The 19,906-nt window shown below is 45.5% G+C and carries 16 protein-coding genes; 10 read left to right on the top strand and 6 right to left on the bottom strand.

Annotation, left to right across the window (positions count from 1 at the left end):
- Nucleotides 1-348: 348 nt before the first annotated feature.
- The gene (gene metE / locus QP775_RS07085) at nucleotides 349-2,715 is read left to right on the top strand and encodes a 5-methyltetrahydropteroyltriglutamate--homocysteine S-methyltransferase (protein ID WP_285104743.1); all 2,367 of its coding nucleotides are present in this window, start codon (nucleotides 349-351) and stop codon (nucleotides 2,713-2,715) included.
- Between the two features lie 294 nt (nucleotides 2,716-3,009).
- On the top strand, nucleotides 3,010-3,504 hold the full coding sequence (locus QP775_RS07080; protein ID WP_239328174.1) for a DUF3939 domain-containing protein: 495 nt from the start codon (nucleotides 3,010-3,012) through the stop codon (nucleotides 3,502-3,504).
- Between the two features lie 80 nt (nucleotides 3,505-3,584).
- Here the strand turns inward: QP775_RS07080 and QP775_RS07075 are convergent, their stop codons facing one another.
- A complete protein-coding gene (locus tag QP775_RS07075) occupies nucleotides 3,585-3,947 on the bottom strand; it encodes a VOC family protein (RefSeq protein ID WP_285104740.1) in 363 nt (120 codons plus the stop codon).
- Between the two features lie 69 nt (nucleotides 3,948-4,016).
- Nucleotides 4,017-4,589, bottom strand: a complete 573-nt coding sequence (locus tag QP775_RS07070; RefSeq protein ID WP_239328172.1) for a thymidine kinase — start codon at nucleotides 4,587-4,589, stop codon at nucleotides 4,017-4,019.
- 247 nt (nucleotides 4,590-4,836) lie between these two features.
- Between QP775_RS07070 and QP775_RS07065 the strand changes: the two genes are divergently transcribed.
- Nucleotides 4,837-5,265: a YuzC family spore coat inner layer protein gene (locus tag QP775_RS07065; RefSeq protein WP_239328171.1), complete on the top strand. Its 429-nt coding sequence runs from the start codon at nucleotides 4,837-4,839 to the stop codon at nucleotides 5,263-5,265.
- A 110-nt stretch (nucleotides 5,266-5,375) separates the two neighbouring features.
- Here QP775_RS07065 and QP775_RS07060 read toward each other — a convergent pair whose 3' ends face one another.
- Nucleotides 5,376-6,008: a nitroreductase family protein gene (locus tag QP775_RS07060; RefSeq protein WP_285104737.1), complete on the bottom strand. Its 633-nt coding sequence runs from the start codon at nucleotides 6,006-6,008 to the stop codon at nucleotides 5,376-5,378.
- A gap of 365 nt (nucleotides 6,009-6,373) precedes the next feature.
- Here QP775_RS07060 and QP775_RS07055 point away from each other — a divergent pair, with 365 nt between their 5' ends.
- From QP775_RS07055 to solA, 5 genes are all read left to right on the top strand, one after another.
- Entirely contained in the window at nucleotides 6,374-7,294 is a 921-nt protein-coding gene (locus tag QP775_RS07055; protein WP_285104735.1) for a LysR family transcriptional regulator, read from the top strand.
- A 133-nt stretch (nucleotides 7,295-7,427) separates the two neighbouring features.
- On the top strand, nucleotides 7,428-8,774 hold the full coding sequence (locus QP775_RS07050; RefSeq protein WP_285104733.1) for an LLM class flavin-dependent oxidoreductase: 1,347 nt from the start codon (nucleotides 7,428-7,430) through the stop codon (nucleotides 8,772-8,774).
- Between the two features lie 34 nt (nucleotides 8,775-8,808).
- Complete coding sequence (locus QP775_RS07045) at nucleotides 8,809-9,561, top strand: amino acid ABC transporter ATP-binding protein (RefSeq protein WP_285104731.1); 753 nt, start codon at nucleotides 8,809-8,811, stop codon at nucleotides 9,559-9,561.
- A gap of 61 nt (nucleotides 9,562-9,622) precedes the next feature.
- Nucleotides 9,623-10,819 (top strand): amidohydrolase, encoded by a 1,197-nt coding sequence (locus QP775_RS07040; protein ID WP_285104729.1) that lies wholly within the window; start codon nucleotides 9,623-9,625, stop codon nucleotides 10,817-10,819.
- 121 nt (nucleotides 10,820-10,940) lie between these two features.
- Nucleotides 10,941-12,110, top strand: coding sequence for an N-methyl-L-tryptophan oxidase (gene solA, locus QP775_RS07035; protein WP_285104727.1), 1,170 nt, complete (start codon nucleotides 10,941-10,943; stop codon nucleotides 12,108-12,110).
- A 224-nt stretch (nucleotides 12,111-12,334) separates the two neighbouring features.
- Here solA and QP775_RS07030 read toward each other — a convergent pair whose 3' ends face one another.
- The 3 genes from QP775_RS07030 to QP775_RS07020 form a co-directional block, all read right to left on the bottom strand.
- Complete coding sequence (locus tag QP775_RS07030; RefSeq protein ID WP_285104724.1) at nucleotides 12,335-13,333, bottom strand: ABC transporter substrate-binding protein; 999 nt, start codon at nucleotides 13,331-13,333, stop codon at nucleotides 12,335-12,337.
- Between the two features lie 195 nt (nucleotides 13,334-13,528).
- Nucleotides 13,529-14,575: a FecCD family ABC transporter permease gene (locus tag QP775_RS07025; RefSeq protein WP_239328163.1), complete on the bottom strand. Its 1,047-nt coding sequence runs from the start codon at nucleotides 14,573-14,575 to the stop codon at nucleotides 13,529-13,531.
- Complete coding sequence (locus tag QP775_RS07020; protein ID WP_239328162.1) at nucleotides 14,568-15,578, bottom strand: FecCD family ABC transporter permease; 1,011 nt, start codon at nucleotides 15,576-15,578, stop codon at nucleotides 14,568-14,570. The genes QP775_RS07025 and QP775_RS07020 overlap by 8 nt, the downstream gene beginning before the upstream one ends.
- A 272-nt stretch (nucleotides 15,579-15,850) precedes the next feature.
- On the opposite strand from QP775_RS07020, the gene QP775_RS07015 reads away from it, so the two are divergent.
- Both QP775_RS07015 and QP775_RS07010 read left to right on the top strand, forming a co-directional pair.
- On the top strand, nucleotides 15,851-17,842 hold the full coding sequence (locus QP775_RS07015) for an IucA/IucC family protein (RefSeq protein WP_285104721.1): 1,992 nt from the start codon (nucleotides 15,851-15,853) through the stop codon (nucleotides 17,840-17,842).
- Nucleotides 17,843-17,958: 116 nt separating this feature from the next.
- Nucleotides 17,959-19,890, top strand: coding sequence for an IucA/IucC family protein (locus tag QP775_RS07010; RefSeq protein ID WP_285104719.1), 1,932 nt, complete (start codon nucleotides 17,959-17,961; stop codon nucleotides 19,888-19,890).
- The last annotated feature ends 16 nt before the right edge of the window (nucleotides 19,891-19,906 follow it).

Below are 19,906 nucleotides of genomic sequence, written 5' to 3'. Positions count from 1 at the left end.
GAGGTGTTACGTGAACACGGATGTTCCTTCATAAGGCTTGATGGCTGGCATAGAACCAGACCGAGGAAAGCTTTATGTATCGCGGATAATCTTGGTGTTTAACTGCTGTCATATGCGTATAATACGCAAGACTGCATTCGTCTGACGTAAGCAGATAGAATGTAAGAGGTAGTTGAATTCAAGGAGCTATACGCACATCTGATGTTGTTCTTTGACATGACGTTTACGGGCATTGCTATCTTTGTATGCAAAGATAGCAATGCCCTTTTTTGTGTTTTCGAAGACGTAACGACGTAATGACGTAACAGCAAATTATAATTTGACATTCAATTTGGGGAGGCTGCAACAATGGGTCAATTAAACACTAGTGTCATCGGATATCCTCGTATCGGGTACAATCGTGAATGGAAAAAAGCTTTGGAACAATATTGGGGAGGCAAAACTTCTTCTGCACAATTGGAAACGGAGTTAAACCGTATTGAAGCAGAGCGTCTTACGACGTTGGTTGACGCCAAGCTGTCTTATGTTCCTGTGCAAGATTATACGTGGTACGATCACGTACTGGATACTGCAGTTATGTTTGATATTATCCCTGAACGTTTCCGTCATGAGTTTGCCGATCAGTTGGACACATTGAAGTCATCACAAAGTGATGCTGCTGGTACACCCCAAGCGATAATAGATGTTACATTTGGCATGGCGCGCGGTACTGCACAATCAACTGCATGCGAGATGACAAAATGGTTTAATACCAACTATCATTACATCGTTCCAGAATGGGAAGACCGTGCACCTGAACTGTTGTATAACCATCCGGTAGCAGCAGTACGCCGTGCGAAGCAGGCGGGAAGTGTGGACGTGTCCGTATGGAAGCCAGTCCTCGTCGGACCTTATACATTTGTTCGCTTAATGAAAGGAATTGCTGCGGCCGATCGTGCTGCTGTCGCAAAACAGTTTGCTGTCGTATATGGCGAAGTGCTTGTTGCTCTTGCTGCTGAAGGGGTTACAAATGTTCAGTTGGATGAACCTGGATTCGTGCTGCCGATGAATAAAGAAGAATGGGTAGCCGTCAAAGAGATATACACATATCTTCGTGCACAGTCTCCATCCCTCTCCATTTGGGTGCAAACTTACTTTGAAAGCGTATCTGACTATGAATCGTTTGTAGAGCTGCCAGTTGACGTACTTGGTCTCGATCTTGTACATGGAAAAGCGCGTAACCTGGAGGCAATTCAAAAACTTGGATTCCCTGCTGATAAGCGCATTGCTCTTGGCGTCATCGATGGACGCAACATTTGGAAGACCGATCTTGCCGCAGTGACAGAGCTGTTGACACAATATGTGAAGCCTCAAGTACCAGCTGAACGTTGGATCGTGCAGCCGTCCTGCAGCTTGCTGCATGTTCCATTGACGTTAAGCAGCGAGACTGAGCTTCCAGAATATGTACGTACGATCTTAACCGGAGCGGATGAGAAGCTGGTTGAACTCGAACTTCTGGCCCAGCATCTCGCGAATCCTACGGCGGACACGGAAGCTGGTATCGTTGCCAGTGCGCAAGCTGTTGCTGAATGGCGCAGCTTGCCAGAACGCAACCGCCCGCAGGTGAAAGAAGAATTATTACGGATTCAGTCGTCTGAGGAAGCGTGGACACGTGTTCCGTTCTCCGAACGTCTGGCATTACATCAAGCTCGCTGGTCCAACCTCCCGCTGCTGCCTACAACTTCAATCGGGAGTTTGCCGCAGACAGCTGAAGTTCGTAAAGCTCGCTTAAAGTTCCGCAAAGGCGAGTGGAGTGAGGCTGCATACACAGCGTATTTGCAAGCCGAAATGAAACGATGGATTGATATTCAAGAACAAATTGGTATCGATGTGCTTGTTCATGGTGAATTTGAACGTACAGATATGGTAGAGTACTTTGGTGAGAAGTTGGAAGGGTTCGTATTTACCAAGAACGGTTGGGTGCAATCTTACGGTTCGCGCTGCGTGAAGCCGCCTGTATTGTACGGGGATGTAGCATTTGTGGAAGCGATGACGGTCGTCGAGACGGAATATGCCCAATCCCTTACCAGCAAACCGGTAAAAGGAATGTTAACAGGACCAGTGACCATCTTGAATTGGTCGTTCGTACGCGATGATATTTCACGTGAGGAAGCAGCCTACCAATTGTCATGGGCTCTTCGTCAAGAGATTCAAGCTTTGGAAGAAGCGGGCATTGGCATGATTCAGGTCGATGAGCCAGCGGTCAAAGAGGGTATGCCGCTGCATCCAGATGACAAGCAAGGATACCGTGAATGGACGGTTAAAGCGTTCCGCCTGACGACAAGTGGCGTAAAACCGGAGACGCAGGTGCATACACATATGTGTTACTGTGATTTCTCGGATATGGTCGACTTGATCCGGGAAATGGATGCAGATGTCATCTCCGTAGAAACAGCACGCAGCGGAGGAGACATCGTAGAAGTATTCGCTAAGCATCAATATGAGCTGGGTATCGGGCTTGGTGTCTATGATATTCACAGTCCGCGCATACCTGCTACAGCAGAAATGGCTTCCTTTATCGAATCGGTACTACAAGTGATGCCTGCACGTACCTTCTGGATTAATCCAGACTGCGGTTTGAAGACTAGAAATGAGCAGGAAACGATCGCTGCATTGTCTAATATGGTTAAAGCAGCGGAGCAAGCTCGTGAACATTTAACGACCAAGAACTCCTAATTAATAAGCTAGAATTAACTTAACGCCGTGTTGCGTACGCTGCAATAGACAACAATCCTAATGATGGAATGAGGGACTCGAGTGTCTATAATAGTGCAGCGTATGCGGACACGGCTTTATCACGTGATTACACATATATTGTTTTTATAATTTAAATCTAAATATATGGAATTAGACAATAAAGGCTCTCAAGACAGCTAATTTGTGCTATAATATAATTGTAAGCGGATACAACATAGCGGTTTAATTATTTACTTTCTATAAGTAATGCCGTATTGAGAGGAGTGTTCAGACATGAAATGGCTGACTAACTGGTACCGCAGCGTCGTTAAAGCGAAAAATAAAAATTATGAGTATGAAGAAGTAGTGGTCACTTTGAAAGATGTAAAGCGTGCCATGTTAGCTTGGGAACATGATATGCCTGAGCAGATGATACGTACACAATTATTACGTGAAGACCAGAGTATCGATTTATATCGATTGCGTCGTTATCTGGGCGGGATCTCCAATCAGAAGTTCTATATGTCCCGTTTCACGTATCAAATATTTGAAGAACAAGACAAGCATATTCCTCGTTATTTGGACATGGTACAAGCTGCGGTTGATGACTACATGGATGAGAATACCCAGCTGCCTGTCGTTAACGGGACAAGGAACCGTCAGGTTCACTATGATAAATTAATTCAAGGACACTATTTAAATGAATTACCTAACATTCCACTGTATGTAACAACAGAGGAGTTTTTGTTGACACACGATTCCGACTGGCATCAAAGCTATGTCAATTAAGTTGTTTTCAATTTATAAAGCAGGCCATTAATGGCCTGCTTTATTTGCGCCAACTATTAGTATCCGCAAGCGGTCCCGTTTCACTGTTTGAGTAAAAAGGAGTTGCCGTCCTCATCTTGAAACGTAGCGTATGTACCCCATTGCATTTGCTGGGGTTCACCCTGGAATACAACACCCCTTGCCTTTAACGTATCGTAGGCCGCTTGGACGTCTTCGCACAGAAACACGACAGACGGCCGTTTCTCGTGCCAATCTTCCATCAAAGCACGAGGGTAGATGACAAGGCGGCTAGCAGCACCTGCTGGCCCGACCTCAAGCCAAGTTGCGTAAGGGCCCATCGGATATTCGGCTATAACTTTGAATCCGATCTTCTCGACCCAGAATGCCTTGGCGCGTTGTTGATCTGCTACATATACGGCCGCTGTCGCTATATGATTAATCATGATAACACCTCTGAATAGGACAAAGTTTGCTTTACCATGAATGTACACATGAATGTATATAAATGCAAGCTATAATGAGGGTTGGGCATGACATTTGCGACAGACCGGATAATAGGTATCATTCCCACCAATAAGAATCTGTTCTCCGCTATATACAGGCTGCCCGTGCTCGTTGACACGCAAGTTCATGGTTGCTTTTCGTTCACAGAACCAGCAAATCGTCTTCATTTCCTCAATCTTATCCGCGTAAAGAAGCATATATTTACTGCCTTCAAACAGCTCATTGCGAAAATCATTTTTTAATCCAAAGCCCATCACAGGTATACGAAGTTCGTCAACAATTCTGGTTAGCTGCAAAATCTGGTTTTGATTCAAAAATTGTACTTCATCAATGAGCACGCAAGATATCTTTTCCTGGCAGCTTGCCGTAAGGGCATATACGTCTGTATCCGAATAAATAGCAGTTGCTTTGGCTCGTATGCCGATGCGAGACTTGACGTAGCCTACCTCATCGCGATTGTCCAACGCCGAAGTAAAAATAAGTACGGATTTGTTCTGTTCTTCATAGTTATGCGCCACTTTTAAAATTTCTATAGACTTACCGCTATTCATTGCGCCGTAGCGAAAATATAATTGAGCCAACCTCAGCCACTCCGATCTGATCAATATGGTCGAAAATATATCATAGCATATTGACCCCAAAAGTGAATAATAATCAGCAGCAGAATGGTTATTTTTTTAACTGTTTGTTGTATGAATTGCGAAGGATTTTATTAATATAACTCTTATCAAATAAATAGAACGATGCTTACATCAGTGTGTCGTCACCATTGTCTGGGCGCTGTCATAGGCTGATGTAATAGCGAATGGTGTAAAGGAGACAACAAGCATGAATGCTAATTCGAAGCGTCGGGCTGGTACGGCGCAGTCTGCAACGACATCGCGTCCACTTACTAACAAGCAAGCCATGTCACCTAAGGGAACTTATCGGAGCATGTCACGTCCTGATTTGTATCTCCCTGTTAATACTGCTGTCTTTAGTTCTTCTGCAGGGTCTTCTCTAGATTTGATGCAACAGATGAATAGAGTATTACAACGTATACGAGACTCTAAGGACTATGCAGCAGAGGTGATGGATGCCGCTCAACGTGGAAATGAAAAGGAAGTAATTCGCCTGTTAAAAAGTACGCAAGTAAGCGCAGATATAAGCGTCAAGTTCACACCAGACGGACTTCACATGCGTTTTTCAAGTGGTCCTACAGAAAATTATTGCTGCATTACGGAAGTGATGCTGCGTTGGACTAGGCGGAACGAGTAACTAAAGTTATAGGAAGTGATGGCTTAAAGAGTGGGTGTAATAGAAGTAATAATATAGGCGGACCGTGTCATTTGATGACTGAACGGTCCGCCTATATGTGCTAATATGAATTAAAACGTTTCTTGGATAACGGACCGCTCCAACGGGAAACGACCGGAACCATGAGCTGGAGAAAGCGATTTGCCAATTGTTATCAGCATGACCGGTACATAACGGCCAGGAATGTTATACGTCTCAATCAGTTGGGCGGGATTAAAGCCGCCAATTGGACATGTGTCATAACCTTTTGCTTTGGCAGCGATCATAAGCTGCATGGAAGCAAGCGAGGCGTTACGAATGGCCTCTTCGCGGCCAATCGTTGTCGAATTGGCATATGCACGGGTTACGTTTCCTACCAAAGTATCATGTACTTCTTGTGTAATATATCCACCAGCCAGTGCAGGGCCGTATACTTCTTCTGCTACTAAGTTGGCTTCTGTGTCGCCAAGTACAACGATAACTGCCGAGCTGTCAACGATCTGCTGCTGATTGTAGGCGATTGGCAGCAGCTTTTGCTTGTTGGCCTCTTCCTGGATAACAAGGAAACGCCAGTGCTGAAGGTTCCATGAAGAAGGAGCGGAAGCTGCAAGTTCAAGAATCTCATTCAGCTCTGCTTCAGGAATAAGATGTGCAGGGTCATATTTACGTACAGAATGGCGGGAGAGCATAGCTTCCGCTGCAGTCAGGTTAGTTGGTGTGGACAAGTGTCATACATCCTTTCATATCATTCAATTATAGTATTCGCATATGAAGCTTCTTAAACACCTTGGTTATTAACTTACTAAAACATAGTAACATGAAGTAAGCAACAAATCAAAGGTAAATTAATGGGGCGTCCGGTTTGTTCTCTTATTAAAATGACACCCTTGACACTGTAATTAATCCTATGTTAAAGTAACTCCACAAGAAATACAACTAAACTTATCGGAATATACAATTATAATGGTGTGACATGCTGACCTGTCAACAGGAGGCCCCTTACTTACAAAAGGGGCCTCCTGTTGTATTATGGGCCACATCGAGAATGTTAACCGCCCGCTGGTACATCCCAAAAGAAGGGAGAATGGATATGAACATCGATCATATAGAAGCCTTCATTTACATTTCTCACTATGGCAGCTTTAATAAAGCTGCTGAGGCATTATTTCTATCGCAGCCATCGGTATCAGCACGTATCCAGACGCTGGAAAGGGAGCTGAATTGCACACTATTTAACCGCGAGAGCAGACGAGTAGAGTTGTCTGAGCAAGGTAAAATATTTCTTCCATATGCTAAGCAATTACTTCAAGTCTATGAGCGGGGCATGCAAAAGCTACAACTGCAGACGCCTGATCGACAAGAGCTTCGGATCGGCTGCACGATATCTGTGTCCAATTATATTCTTCCCTGGCTGCTTCCTGCTATTAGAGAGCAGCACGAACATTTTCAAGCAAGATTAACAACGGAGTTGACAGATCACATCGTATTAAAAGTGCTCAATAAAGAACTGGATGTGGGCTTTGTTCGTAATATCACACATCCAAGTCTGCAGTCCGTAGCTTTCTATGAGGACCCAATCAAACTGTTTGTACCGGAACATCATCCATTTGTAGGAGAGAGCTACATCTCATTGGAAAGGCTGGCAGGGCAAGAACTCGTATTTTTCGAATGCGGTTCGCTGGATTGGGTTCGTATTCATCGTTTGTTCGAGTCCCTCGATTACCCGCCACGAATTGTATACCACGTTGACCATTTAGAAACGGCTAAGAAATTGGTGCTTCAAGGTTGTGGCATATGCCTATTGCCAAGTCTGTGTGTGCAAGAAGAAGTCAAGAGCGGATCGCTGCATTCTATTGCAGTTCCTGAATTGGAAGACATCTCATTACGGACTAATCTAATTTATTTAAAAGAACAACCTTCGCCATTTATTTCAACACTTCTAGAGCTCCGCAAACGTATTTGGGTTAATTCCTTTCAAACTGTATCAAGTTTATCACATCCCCTAAACTAAGATGCATAGATAACTTCTATTAATAGATCTAAATACGCTATCGTAAAAATATTTACTAATAATGTAGGATGTGTTAGATTTGCTGAAATATATCCGATAAATCCGATATGAATTATATAAGAGGAGGGCGTTTATGCGTACAAACAGACAATTAAAGCTTGGTGTCATGCTTCATGGAGCAGGTGGTCATATTGCAGCTTGGCGGCATCCTGATTCACCAGCCGATGCCAGCGTCAATTTTGAATTTTACAAGCAAATTGCCAAAAAAGCAGAATCAGGCAAGTTTGATCTCGCCTTTGTCGCTGATGGATTGTACATTACTGAAATATCACATCCAAATTTTTTAAATAGATTTGAACCGATTACAATTTTGTCTGCGCTTGCGGACAGCACATCGCACATCGGACTTGTTGGGACGTTGTCCACCTCATACAGCGAACCTTATACAGTCGCGAGACAGTTTGCTTCATTGGATACGATTAGCGGTGGCCGTGCTGGATGGAATGCTGTAACCTCACCGCTGGAAGGTTCAGCCTTAAATTATGGCAAGGAACAACATGCGTCACATGAGCTCCGTTACCGTATTGCAAATGAGTATATACAAGTGGCTAAAGGTTTGTGGGATTCATGGGAAGATGACGCATTTGTACGTAACAAAGTGTCGGGCAAGTTCATCGATCCCGATAAGATGCATCGACTTCATCATAAAGGAGAATTTTTCTCTGTCCAAGGCCCGCTAAATATTGCAAGATCCAAGCAAGGACAGCCAGTGGTCTTTCAAGCTGGTTCATCCGAGGCGGGCAAGGATCTAGCTGCTCGTGAGGCAGACGCCGTTTTCACGGGACATGAGACAATTGAGGAAGCAATAGGCTTTTATCAGGATGTAAAGCAGCGTGCAGCAGCCTTTGGTCGCTCCCCGGACGACATTTTAATATTTCCTGGCATATCACCCATCATTGGGGACACCGAGGACGAAGCGCTTGTTAAATATGAACAGATCGCGAGTTTAGTCGATATTCAAGTCGCACTCCATTACTTAGGACGCTTCTTTAATCATTTTGACTTCGCACAATTCCCGCTTGATGAGCCGCTACCTGATCTGGGCAATCTTGGTTCAGAGGGCTTTAAGAGCACTTCGGACAAGATTAAGAAGATTGCAAAGGAGCAGGGACTAACGCTGCGTCAACTCGCACTTCAAGTGACAACGCCAAAAAGTGCTTTTATCGGTACGCCAAACCAAGTTGCAGATCAGATCCAACGTTGGTTCGAGGCACGTGCAGCAGACGGGTTTATCGTCTCACCTCTAGTGCTGTCACAAGGGGTCAATGACTTTGTAGATAAAGTGGTTCCAATATTACAAGATCGGGGCTTATTCCGTAAGGACTATGAATCAGACACGCTGCGTGGCAACCTTGGGTTAGGCGTGCCTGAGAATCGATACAGAGCCGCAAAAGCACAGGTAGAAGTGCATCATCGCTAGAAACAGCGGTGATTACATACGGGGGGACGCTGACATGATTCAACTCACGAATATTCACAAATCGTTTGGCAAGCAGAAGGTGCTGAATGGTATCGATATGACGGTACAAAAAGGTGATGTTGTTGTTATATTAGGTCCAAGTGGATCTGGAAAGACCACGCTGCTGCGTTGTGTTAATTACTTGGAGAAACCGAATGAAGGGAGTCTAACGATCGGGGACCTTACTTTGAACTGTCCTCACCCCACTAAACAAGAGGTATTGTTACTACGGCGAAAGACAGCCATGGTGTTTCAGCATTACAATTTGTTTAAACACAAGACGGTGCTGCAAAATGTGATGGAAGGGCTTGTGGTCGTGCAGAAGCAGCCTGTTGAACAAGCTAAAGCCGTGAGCGTCAGCGTTCTTGAAAAAGTAGGTCTGCTCCACAAGCAGGATGCTTATCCCAGCCAGCTGTCAGGAGGACAGCAGCAGCGAGTTGGTATTGCAAGGGCGCTTGCTCTGAATCCGGAAGTTATTTTGTTTGATGAGCCGACTTCTGCCCTTGATCCTGAACTAATAGGCGAGGTGTTACAAGTCATTAAACGTATCGCGCGGGATGGAATTACGATGATTGTGGTTACCCATGAAATGGGCTTCGCTCGTGACATCGCTAACCATGTCATTTTTATGGATCAAGGTGTTATTGTGGAAGAAGGCAGGCCAAATGACATTTTTCATCATCCTCAGGAAGAACGCACCAAGCAATTTCTCAAGCGGATTACACCAGAGTGGAATTATTCTATTTAGCAAGGAATAGGTTGATATTTGGAAAATAATAGAATGTTGATTGGAGGTGCCAGCGCCTACTATGGGGGAGCCGGTAGATGGCCTGCATGGAGCTGATGACGAGCTGGAAGCCAAGTTAATTGCGATACGCAGGCAGCTTCATCGTTATCCAGAGCTTGCGAATGAAGAATACGCAACAACAGAAGCGATACGGGAGTGGCTGCGAAACGTTGACATCCGGCTGCTTGATTTGCCGCTTGCGACGGGGGTTGTGGCTGAGATTGGCAGACAGGAGCCTGGACCTGTCGTGGCGCTGCGTGCTGACATCGACGCGCTGCCTATTCAGGAGGCAACGGGATTATCATATGCGTCAAGCGTAGCTGGCAAGATGCACGCATGTGGTCATGATTTCCACACAGCTTCATTGCTTGGAGCGGCCACGTTATTAAAGCGCAAAGAAAAGGAGCTGCGGGGCTGTGTGCGCCTCTTGTTCCAGCCTGCTGAAGAGAAGGGGATTGGGGCACAGCAGATAATCAAATGTGGTGCATTGGACGGCGTCCAGCTCATCTTTGGTATGCACAATAAGCCAGATCTGCCCGTCGGAACGATTGGGATCAGACCAGGTTCGTTGATGTCGAGTGTCAATGGACTGCGTATCGAGATCAAGGGGGTAAGCACGCATGCAGCGATACCTCATGCAGGGGTTGATCCGATTTTAGTATCCGCTCATTTAATTATCGCGCTACAAACTGTTGTAAGTCGGAATGTAAGTGCTGTGGACAGTGCGGTTATCAGCATTACGCAGATTCATGCGGGAAATACATGGAATGTAATCCCTGAGCTTGCTGTATTAGAGGGAACTGTCCGCACTTTGCAGCCAGATTCCCGGATTTTTATTCGCCAGCGGATAGAAGAAATAGCGAAAGGTATCGCGGCGACGTTTGGTGCGGAGATCAAGCTGCGCTGGACAGATGGACCACCTGCAGTTCACAATAACAAACTTGCAGCAGATATTGCTGGCTTGGCAGCGCAGCAAGCAGGATTACACGTTATATTACCTGAGCCGTCAACAGCAAGTGAAGATTTTGCTTACTACCAGCAGCATGTGGCTGGTGCGTTTGTATTTATGGGGACATCAGGTAATCATGAGTGGCATCACCCTGCATTTACAGTGAACGAACGTGCGATATGGAAAAGCGCACGCTACTTTGAAGCCTTAGCGGAATTGGCACTGCTGAAATTGACGATTCCGGAGGCAGAAGAGATTAAGCATACTTGAGTGGGGTAGCCAGCTTTGGCGCAGCATTCGTGTGAAATAATCATTAATGTTGTAATATAATGGAAATTAAGCTGTTTAATAGTTGCTGTGAGGCAGTACACAAGGGAGAGAGGGAATCAGCATGCAATCGGGATATGACGTCATTGTTGTCGGAGCAGGATCGATGGGCATGAGTGCCGGGTATTACTTGGCAAGACGCGGTCTTAAGACGTTGATGATTGATGCGTTTGATCCACCGCATGAGCAGGGAAGCCATCATGGCGAGACTCGACTCATCCGACATGCGTATAGTGGTGATGCCTTGTATTCGGCTTGGGCGTTGAGGGCGGATGTGTTGTGGCAGGAACTTGAAGCTTTAACAGGGGAGCAACTCCTGCTTCGATGCGGTGTACTTCATTTATCTGTAACAGGAGAAGCAGCGTTAGTGGAGAAAGCGCTGCGTGCCAAACAGCATTATATTCCATACGAAGTAATAAATGCTGAAGCCATAAGCAGGAAATGGCCGGGCATCTGTGCTGCCGATACGATGAGAGGATTATACGAGCCGAAGGCAGGCGTATTGTTTAGCGAAGCTTGTATTCGTGCTTACCGTCGACTTGCACTTGAAGCCGGAGCGCTGCTCTTGCCCTATACTAAAGTTGAACATATTCAAGTGGAGAAAGAACCGGCAAAGGGTGCTGCGGTGACAACAAATAATGGACAGTTTTTTGCTCGTCAAATGGTGATAACTACCGGTGCGTGGTATCAGACGCTGGAGCCGTTTGTGAAGCTGCCAATCCGACCCGTACGCAAAGTAATAGGCTGGTTTGAAGTGGATAACAAACTTTACGGTAGTGATTGCTTCCCGGGCTTCACAATGAGTACAGCTTCAGGTGATTATTATAGCGTACCTGACATTAACGGCAAGGGGCTTAAAATTGGCAGGCATGATGGCGGATTGCCTTGGCAGGCAAATGCTCCTTTACCGCCATTTGGCGATCACGCAGAAGATGAGGGGGATATACGTCATCTGCTGGAAACCTATATGCCCAAGGCAGCGGGAAGGCTGCTGCTGGGCGCTGTGTGCAAATATGAACTTACACCGGATGAACACTTTATTATAGATCGGCATCCGGTCTATGATAATGTTTGGTTGGCCGGTGGATTTTCCGGTCACGGCTTTAAATTTGCCAGTGTGGTGGGTGAGACGCTGGCAGATCTGGTGGAGAAGGGGCAAACAGAATGGAAACTTGATCGGTTCCAATTAGCCAGATTCCATCAGCAGCAAGAACAAATCGCTTATTCAGATTAGGTGCAAGTTAGGTGCAATAATAAATACATCAATTGAACGAGTATCGGAATACTGCTCTTTGGTTGTCGATAAACCTGTTGCTGTACTCATGCTGCGATCACATGTCTGTATTCGTATTTTGTACGCGAAAATAGAGATTCTTATGCGTGAGATGTGACCGGACGAAATAGAAAACAAAAACCTTCTTGACACCATGTAGCGATGGCGCCAAGAAGGTTTTGTTGTTACATTTTGTCTGCGTAGCCAGCGATTTCATCAAGCAGCAGGTTAGCAGATTTGATGCTGCCAGACAGGTTCCAGATCACTTCATCAACTTTGAACGCTTTATTATTTTTGGCAACTCCAAGTGTTTTGTAAAGAGGATCATTCATCCATTCCTCTTGCATTTTAGTACCGGCTTTGCTTTCATCATAATCGGCGTTAAAGTAGAACATGATGTCACCATCAATCAAGGACATTTGTTCTTTGGTGACAACCTCCATAAAGTTGTCCTTATCTTGGGAAGCTGGTCTTGCGAATCCGAGATCTTTCAAAATGATGCCGGAGAATGTATCTTTCTGATAAATGCGAACGGCTTTAGGCGTAAAGCGAACAACGGAAACTTTAGTGCTGAGCTTGGAGCCTGCTTTGTCTTTCACTTCAGCAACATGCTTATCATAGTTAGCGATTGCTTGATCGCCTTCTGCTTTTTTGTTTAACGCCTCAGCGTACAATGCTAAGTTAATTTTCCACTGCCCCGCCAAATCTTCTGACATAACGGTAGGAGCAATTTTATCTAATTGAGAGTAAATTTTTTCGTGACGGACTTTATTGCCGATAATGAGGTCGGGCTTCAAGCTAACGATCAGCTCCAAGTTAGGCTCGGTTTCTTCACCAAGTTCTGTGACACCGTCCATCTCAGCTTTGATATGGGGGAACCATGTCTCACCGGCCCCGGACTTCACAGCACCAACCGGTTTCACTCCTAGTTCAAGCGCTACTTCAGTGCTCTCGTTGGTCAGAACAACGACCCGTTCAGGGGTACCTTTAATCTTGGCGGTGCCCATGGCATGCTTTACTTCGCGTTCCGTATCAGCAGTCGCTGCTGGTGTTTCAGCAGATGTCCCTTGTGGAGCAGTTGGTTCGCTGGTTGCAGCTTTACTACCGCAGCCGGACACGAGTAAAGCAAAGATCGTACAGATAACCAATGTTACGGACAAACGAGACCCTCTTTGACGAATCATATTTGGTTATTCTCCCTTCAGTCTGTTATGCGTTCATGTTCCTATACGCATATTTTACAATGATAATCATTATCATTTTCTATTGTGGAACAACTAGTACAAGTATGTCAACAAAAATTTTCTTAAAAAGGGTTGATATATAATTAATAACATATAATTCTTTTAGTGCTAAATTAAACCAAGTCACTTATCCAGTTAGGCAGTTGAGCTGCGTCCTTTATACAGCAATAGCAGGAAAAAGGGCGCGCCAATCGCTGCCGTAAATACACCTGCCGGAATCTCAGTTGGCGAGAACACCGTTCGACCTGCCATATCCGCCACTAGCAGCAGTAAAGAACCAATTAATGCTGATACTGGGATTAGTACGCCATGCAGCGGACCAACTAGCTTGCGGGCGATATGGGGTGCCATTAAGCCGATAAACGATATACCGCCCGCAACCCCAACCGCAGCTCCAGACAGGGCGACACTAATAAACAACAGCAGCAAGCGATGGCGCTGAACGGTATTTCCTACACCATAAGCGACCGGATCTCCTAGCAAATGCACATTGAGTACCCGTGCAAGCAGCAGAGATAAGGGCATAAAGATACAAAACCAAGGAAGTATTACCCAGACGTAATCCATCGACAAGCCATATATCGTACCTGTCATCCAGCCTAGTACCTGTGAGGCAAGATAGGCTGGACCACTAATTAGCAGAAATGTCGTTAATGCAGACATCGCGGTCGAAAAACCGATGCCGATAAGTACGAGTCGATAAGGGGATACTCCACCTTTCCAGGCACACAGATAATTCAGCATGGCAATGATCATGCCGCCAATAATTGCGATAAAGGGTATCCAATGAATGCTCCATTGACCACCGCCGAGCGTCATAAAAGCGACGGCAGCTACGGAAGCACCACCGGTCACCCCGGTTAATTCTGGCGAAGCCAATGGGTTGCGAATGACACCTTGAAGCAGCGTTCCAGATACAGCTAAAGCTGCACCGATCATAATCGCAAGCAGCGTCCGCGGCAAACGCAAGTCTAAAATGACAATGGAGTACATTTCATGATGAGCTCCAAGAAGGACAGAGATTACATCACCAAGCGGTATTTGCATGCTGCCAATCGAAATACTGATCACAGAGGTTGCAACAATGAGCATTATGAGAAGGGCAATAACACGAATTCCCCTTGACGATAGCTGGGTTGAAAATGCAGTCTTTGAACTTCGAATCGTGATTTGCTTATTCATACGTTCTCCTTCTGGCGATTGCAATTAAGAAAGGCACGCCAAGCAAAGCGGTAGTCACGCCAACGGGTACTTCCTTCGGCATAAGCAGAAATCTTGCTGCGGTGTCGGCTGATACTAGGAGAAGTGCCCCTGCTACTGCACAAAATGGGATTAGCCATTTGTGGTCATTGCCGATTAAATAACGGCAAATATGAGGGACAATGATGCCGATAAACGCAATCGGTCCAGCAAGAGCTACGGAGCTTCCAGCCAATAAAATAACAACGACCATGATCGTAATCTTGGTCAGCATAGTTCGTTGACCAAGGCCTTTGGCGACATCGTCACCGATAGCCATGACATTTAGCGGACGAAACATAAAAGCCACGATAACCCATCCTGCTAACATATAAGGCAGTACAGTAAGGAGCTCGCTCATCTCGCGGCCATATACCGCCCCAACTAACCAAAATAAAGCTTCCGTCAAGGAATCATTGTTAAGCAGCATTAATCCGGATGTAACAGAAGATGCAAAAGCCGCGATAGCCGCACCTGCAAGTGTAAGCTTAACGGGCATAAAGCCTTCTTTGCCTGCTGATCCGAGTGTAATCACCATAACGGCGGTGACGGCAGCACCTGCAAAGGCAATGTAAATCATCTGCTCAAAGGGCAAGTCCACTTTAAATACAGACAGGCTTAACACGATAAACATGACCGCTCCGGCATTAATTCCAAATACGGAAGGAGAAGCCAATGGATTTTTGGTTAGCGTTTGCATTAATGCGCCGGCAATCGCGAGGTTAGCTCCGACTACAGCGGCAATGCATGCAGCTGGAATTCGGACACCCCGCAGCACAAGATGCTCTTGTGATCCGTTAAATTGGGTGATGGAGAGCCATAACGTTTGAAGATCAAATATGTGTATGCCTAGCAACATGCTAGCTAACATACTAGAGAGCAGTGCAACGATTCCGAATCCGAGGAGTAGAAGCTTAAGGCTGCTTTTCTGGATCAGACTTACCACGCAAAAAGCTCCTTTCTTATGTATCAATGTATGAGGCAATTCGTATTAAACAGAAGAATTGTAAATAATTGCGTCTCCGTTGTCAATGAAAATGAGAATCAAACATGAATTTGTTTTAAATTATAAGTTTTTTCTCAAGATCTTCATTTAATGCTTGAAATGATAATTGCTATCACTTAAAATGAGCACGAGCGATAGTGAGAATTGTTCTCACAATATTTTTATTGGATAATGCGTCGACGCTTAATGCATGATGCAGAAGGAGCAAATACATGGTAAATGCTAAATCAGTTGCCGAGCACATGTCGATGCAGAGCCTGTTGAACTGCTATATTCGTGAGACGGGAGAGGGGACTTGGGTGGAAGGGGACCGCAGTCTGCTCAAGTTCTATCACGATATGGGAGTGCCGTTATCATCTACATCATTTTATAGGTGCTATTTACCGATACATGGGGCTGCTTGCTATATACCTGTTCGCTACCGGTCCTTGACAGGGATGCATAGCTTTCATTTTCCAGCTGTTTATCGTTTTGCACAGCAGTCACACTATATGGAGGCTGATTATGTTACGCTAACTGCACTATTAGTGAAAGAACTGACGATGACTTACGGCAGGAAAGGCAGCTATGACGAGCTTATGCTTCGCATGATTGAAAGCTGCAGGTGCATGCAGCGGTTTATTGAGGAAAGGAATCAGGACACAGAGCTTCTTTACGGCGAGAGGTTCAGCTTTATTGATTCGGAGCAATCTCTTCTGTTTGGCCATTGCGCTCATCCTACACCCAAGAGCCGTCAAGGCATCATCGATAGGCAAGTACCCCTCTACTCCCCTGAATTAGGAGGAAAATTTCAACTTCATTATTTCGAAGCACCTCAAGATCTAATTGAAGATCAATCTTCTTTGCCGTCATCGGCATCTGAATTGATACGTAACTGCTTACTTGGCGATGCCGCCGCTGAATCTAGTGCTGCAGAATTGCTGGAGCTGGATACTGCCAAGTGTCTGCTGCCGGTGCATCCTTTGCAAGCCGAGTGGCTCATGCAGCAGCAGGACGTAATCGAACGTATCCACAGCGGGCAACTCGCTTATTTAGGACCGCTTGGACCTCATTATTATGCCACTTCATCCTTGAGAACGGTATACCACCCTGACAGAGCATATATGTTCAAATTATCATTTCCAGTGAAAGTAACAAATTCGATGCGAATTAACAAAGTAAAAGAATTGCCTAGTGGTGTTGAGATGAATCAACTGATGAATACGGAGCTTGGGGAGTTATTAAGAACGAATTTTCCACAATTTTGTATGATTGGTGATCCAGCCTCTATTACGCTAAAGCCACAGTATGAGGAGCAAATTGGCGCTGATGATTCTTCGCTGCTTGAAGAAGCTGTACGCAGAAAGGACATCGGTGTTAACTGCAGTTCAGGCAAGGGAGCAAAGAAGCTGCGGATGGAAGCATGTGGGGAAACTGGCTTTGAAGTTGTTATCAGGGCGAATCCTTTTGTTGGACAAGAAGCGGAGCAGGTAACCGTGCTGGCCTCCCTTGTACAAGAGCCCCTCCCAGATAGGCAGTCTAGACTATCTCGAATCATTCATCGTTTAGCGGAAGAAGAGCGCCGCACGGTGCGTGAGGTGAGTCTGGATTGGTTTGTGCGATATTTAAACATCTCGTTGAAGCCGATGGTCTGGTTGTACGTCGAACACGGGATCGCTTTAGAAGCACATCAGCAGAACAGTTTAGTCAAGATCCAGGATGGATACCCAACACAATATTATTATCGGGATAATCAAGGCTTTTATTATGTCGAATCCCAGAAAATGAAGCTGCAGCAGCTTGTTCCTGGTCTAGGCGAGAAGAGTCGTAATTGGTATTCTGATCAACTCGTAGAAGACAGATTCCGGTATTATGTCATCGTTAACCATATTTTTGGCCTGATTAACAGTTTCGGTCGTGATAATTTGGCAGGTGAGCATGAGCTTCTCAGCGTGTTGCGTGATGAGTTGTCGGCTTATGTGTCTTCTGGGGATGAGACTCCAAGTATTGTTAAAAAGTTATTAGAAGAAGATACAATTCCTTGCAAAGCCAACCTTATGACCCGATTCTATGACATTGATGAACTGGAGGGAATTGATGAGACCCCATCCGTATACATCCGCATTCTCAACCCGCTCGCATACCTTACTCGAAATCAAGTTGACATTCCCTCAGTGCAAGAATCCCTTCTGCCTGCGGAAGAAACGTTATCAGTTGCACCATAAGTACGCAGTTTATTCGTCAAAAGCTATATAGGACAATGAAGGTTGCAGCCGTATGAGCTTTTTCATGTACGAATCGATAAGTAATTGAAGTGTTAAAAGCGTTCAGGGGGACAAGCATGCGAGCACCTATTAGTAAAACATATAGGCCATTTCTTCAACAACAACCACCGTTCATTACGCATGAAAGTAATCAAAGCGTGTTGCACACCGTTCAACGCAGAGTTATTCGTCAATTTATAGAAGCAGGACTTTATGAGGGGATGTTCCAAGTCGAGGTGCAGCCTCAAAGCATGGACAGACCAGAGCACACATCGCTATTCATTATAAAAGGGCATCCAGTAACTGCAAGGTATAAGGAGTCGGCTCAGCGTACAAGCTGTGATGCTGTTCCTGATATTACATATCGTTGCTCGGGGAGCAGGATGATGTCTTATGGACGTTATTGTCTAGACCATGGGCCTGTGATTCGGATTCAAGATGGTATCGAGGCTGAAGCATTGGATATCGAGCAATGCGTGCTTGAATTGTTGGCTCATCATAACGTGGAAGGCAGGTTGACACATCGCTTTATTGACGAGCTGCAGCAAACCGTGATTAACGACAGCATGTGTCAGAAACGGCGCATAGAGAAAGGCATCGCATTAGCCGGGAAAAGTTATGAAGAGCTGGAAAGCGCATTAATGGAGGGTCACTTGTACCACCCGTGCTACAAATCTCGTATGGGGTGGGACGTGAATGATCATAGGGCTTACAGCCCTGAATTCAGTCCAAGCATTGAACTCATTTGGCTGGCCGTGCGTACAGCGTATGTGCACCTTGCAATGCCTATCGGGCATTCATATAAACAGACGTGGCAAAGTGCGATGGGACAGCAGCAATGGGATTTCCTGACCCGCATGCTGCGAGCAGCCGGACAATCTGAGAAAGAGTATGCATTTGTTCCCGTTCATCCTTGGCAATGGTATAACCAGTTGTACAGAGAGGTTGAGCCACTGATAGCTCAAAAATGGGTGGTTGTATTGGGGACGACGGGCACGATCTATCGTCCGCAACAGTCATTGCGTACGCTAACCAATTATACGGATGCATTGCTGCCTTATATTAAATTATCCCTGCATATGACCAATACCTCCTCGGTACGATCCATTACACCACATTCAATCGCCAGCGCTCCAGCGATATCCGCGTGGCTTCATGGAATTGTAGAGAGGGATTTATTTTTAAGCCAGGAAGCAAAAGTAATCATCCTGCAAGAGTATGCCGGCTGCTACTGTCATTGGGATCGACCTTCCAATTCCGATACCGATGGGAACGATTCGATAGCTTATAAGACAGGAAGCATTTGGCGTGAAAGCCTCGTTGATAAGCTGGAAGACGGGGAGCAAGCTGCCCCTTTTCATGCCTTATTCGCGCTAGATCTGGATGGGCAATTGTATGTAAAACGCTGGTTGGAAGCATATGGTGCAGTTGAGTGGCTTAAGCAGTTAATAGAAACTTGTGTACTTCCTGTGATTCATTTGCTGGTGCAGCATGGCATAGCGCTTGAAGCCCATGGCCAGAACATGATTATTATTCACCGTGATGGACGTCCTGTCCGTGTTGCCCTCAAGGACTTCCATGAAGGAGTCGAGTTTGTACATGCTCACCTGGCAGAACCTGAACATTGTCCAGATTTCGCGAGTCTGCACCCAGTCTATCAAAGCTGTGACCGTGATGAACATTATGAGATGAGCGACATCAACTATTTGACTGCATTAACGCATGACTGCTTGTTTGTGTTTAATCTTAGTGAGCTTGCTATCAAGCTGCAGCACGCTAATCTTATAACTGAGAAGGAGTTCTGGCGTGTGGTTGTTGATGTCATTGAAAGCCACCGTCAGCAAGACAATACGTTTAACGAGAAGTTTGCAGCTTATGATCTTTATCGAGAAGAATGCGCTGTCGAAAAGCTTGCATATCGGAGATTGGTCAATGGCAGTGAGTGGCTGCTTCATCATGTGCCGAACCCGTTACATACGGCATATACGTTAAAGATGAAATCACGGTAAATACACGTACAGGAGG

This window comes from Paenibacillus sp. UMB4589-SE434 (assembly GCF_030226685.1).
Classification (GTDB): domain Bacteria; phylum Bacillota; class Bacilli; order Paenibacillales; family Paenibacillaceae; genus Paenibacillus_B.
This window is presented reverse-complemented; position numbering and strand designations above follow the sequence as displayed.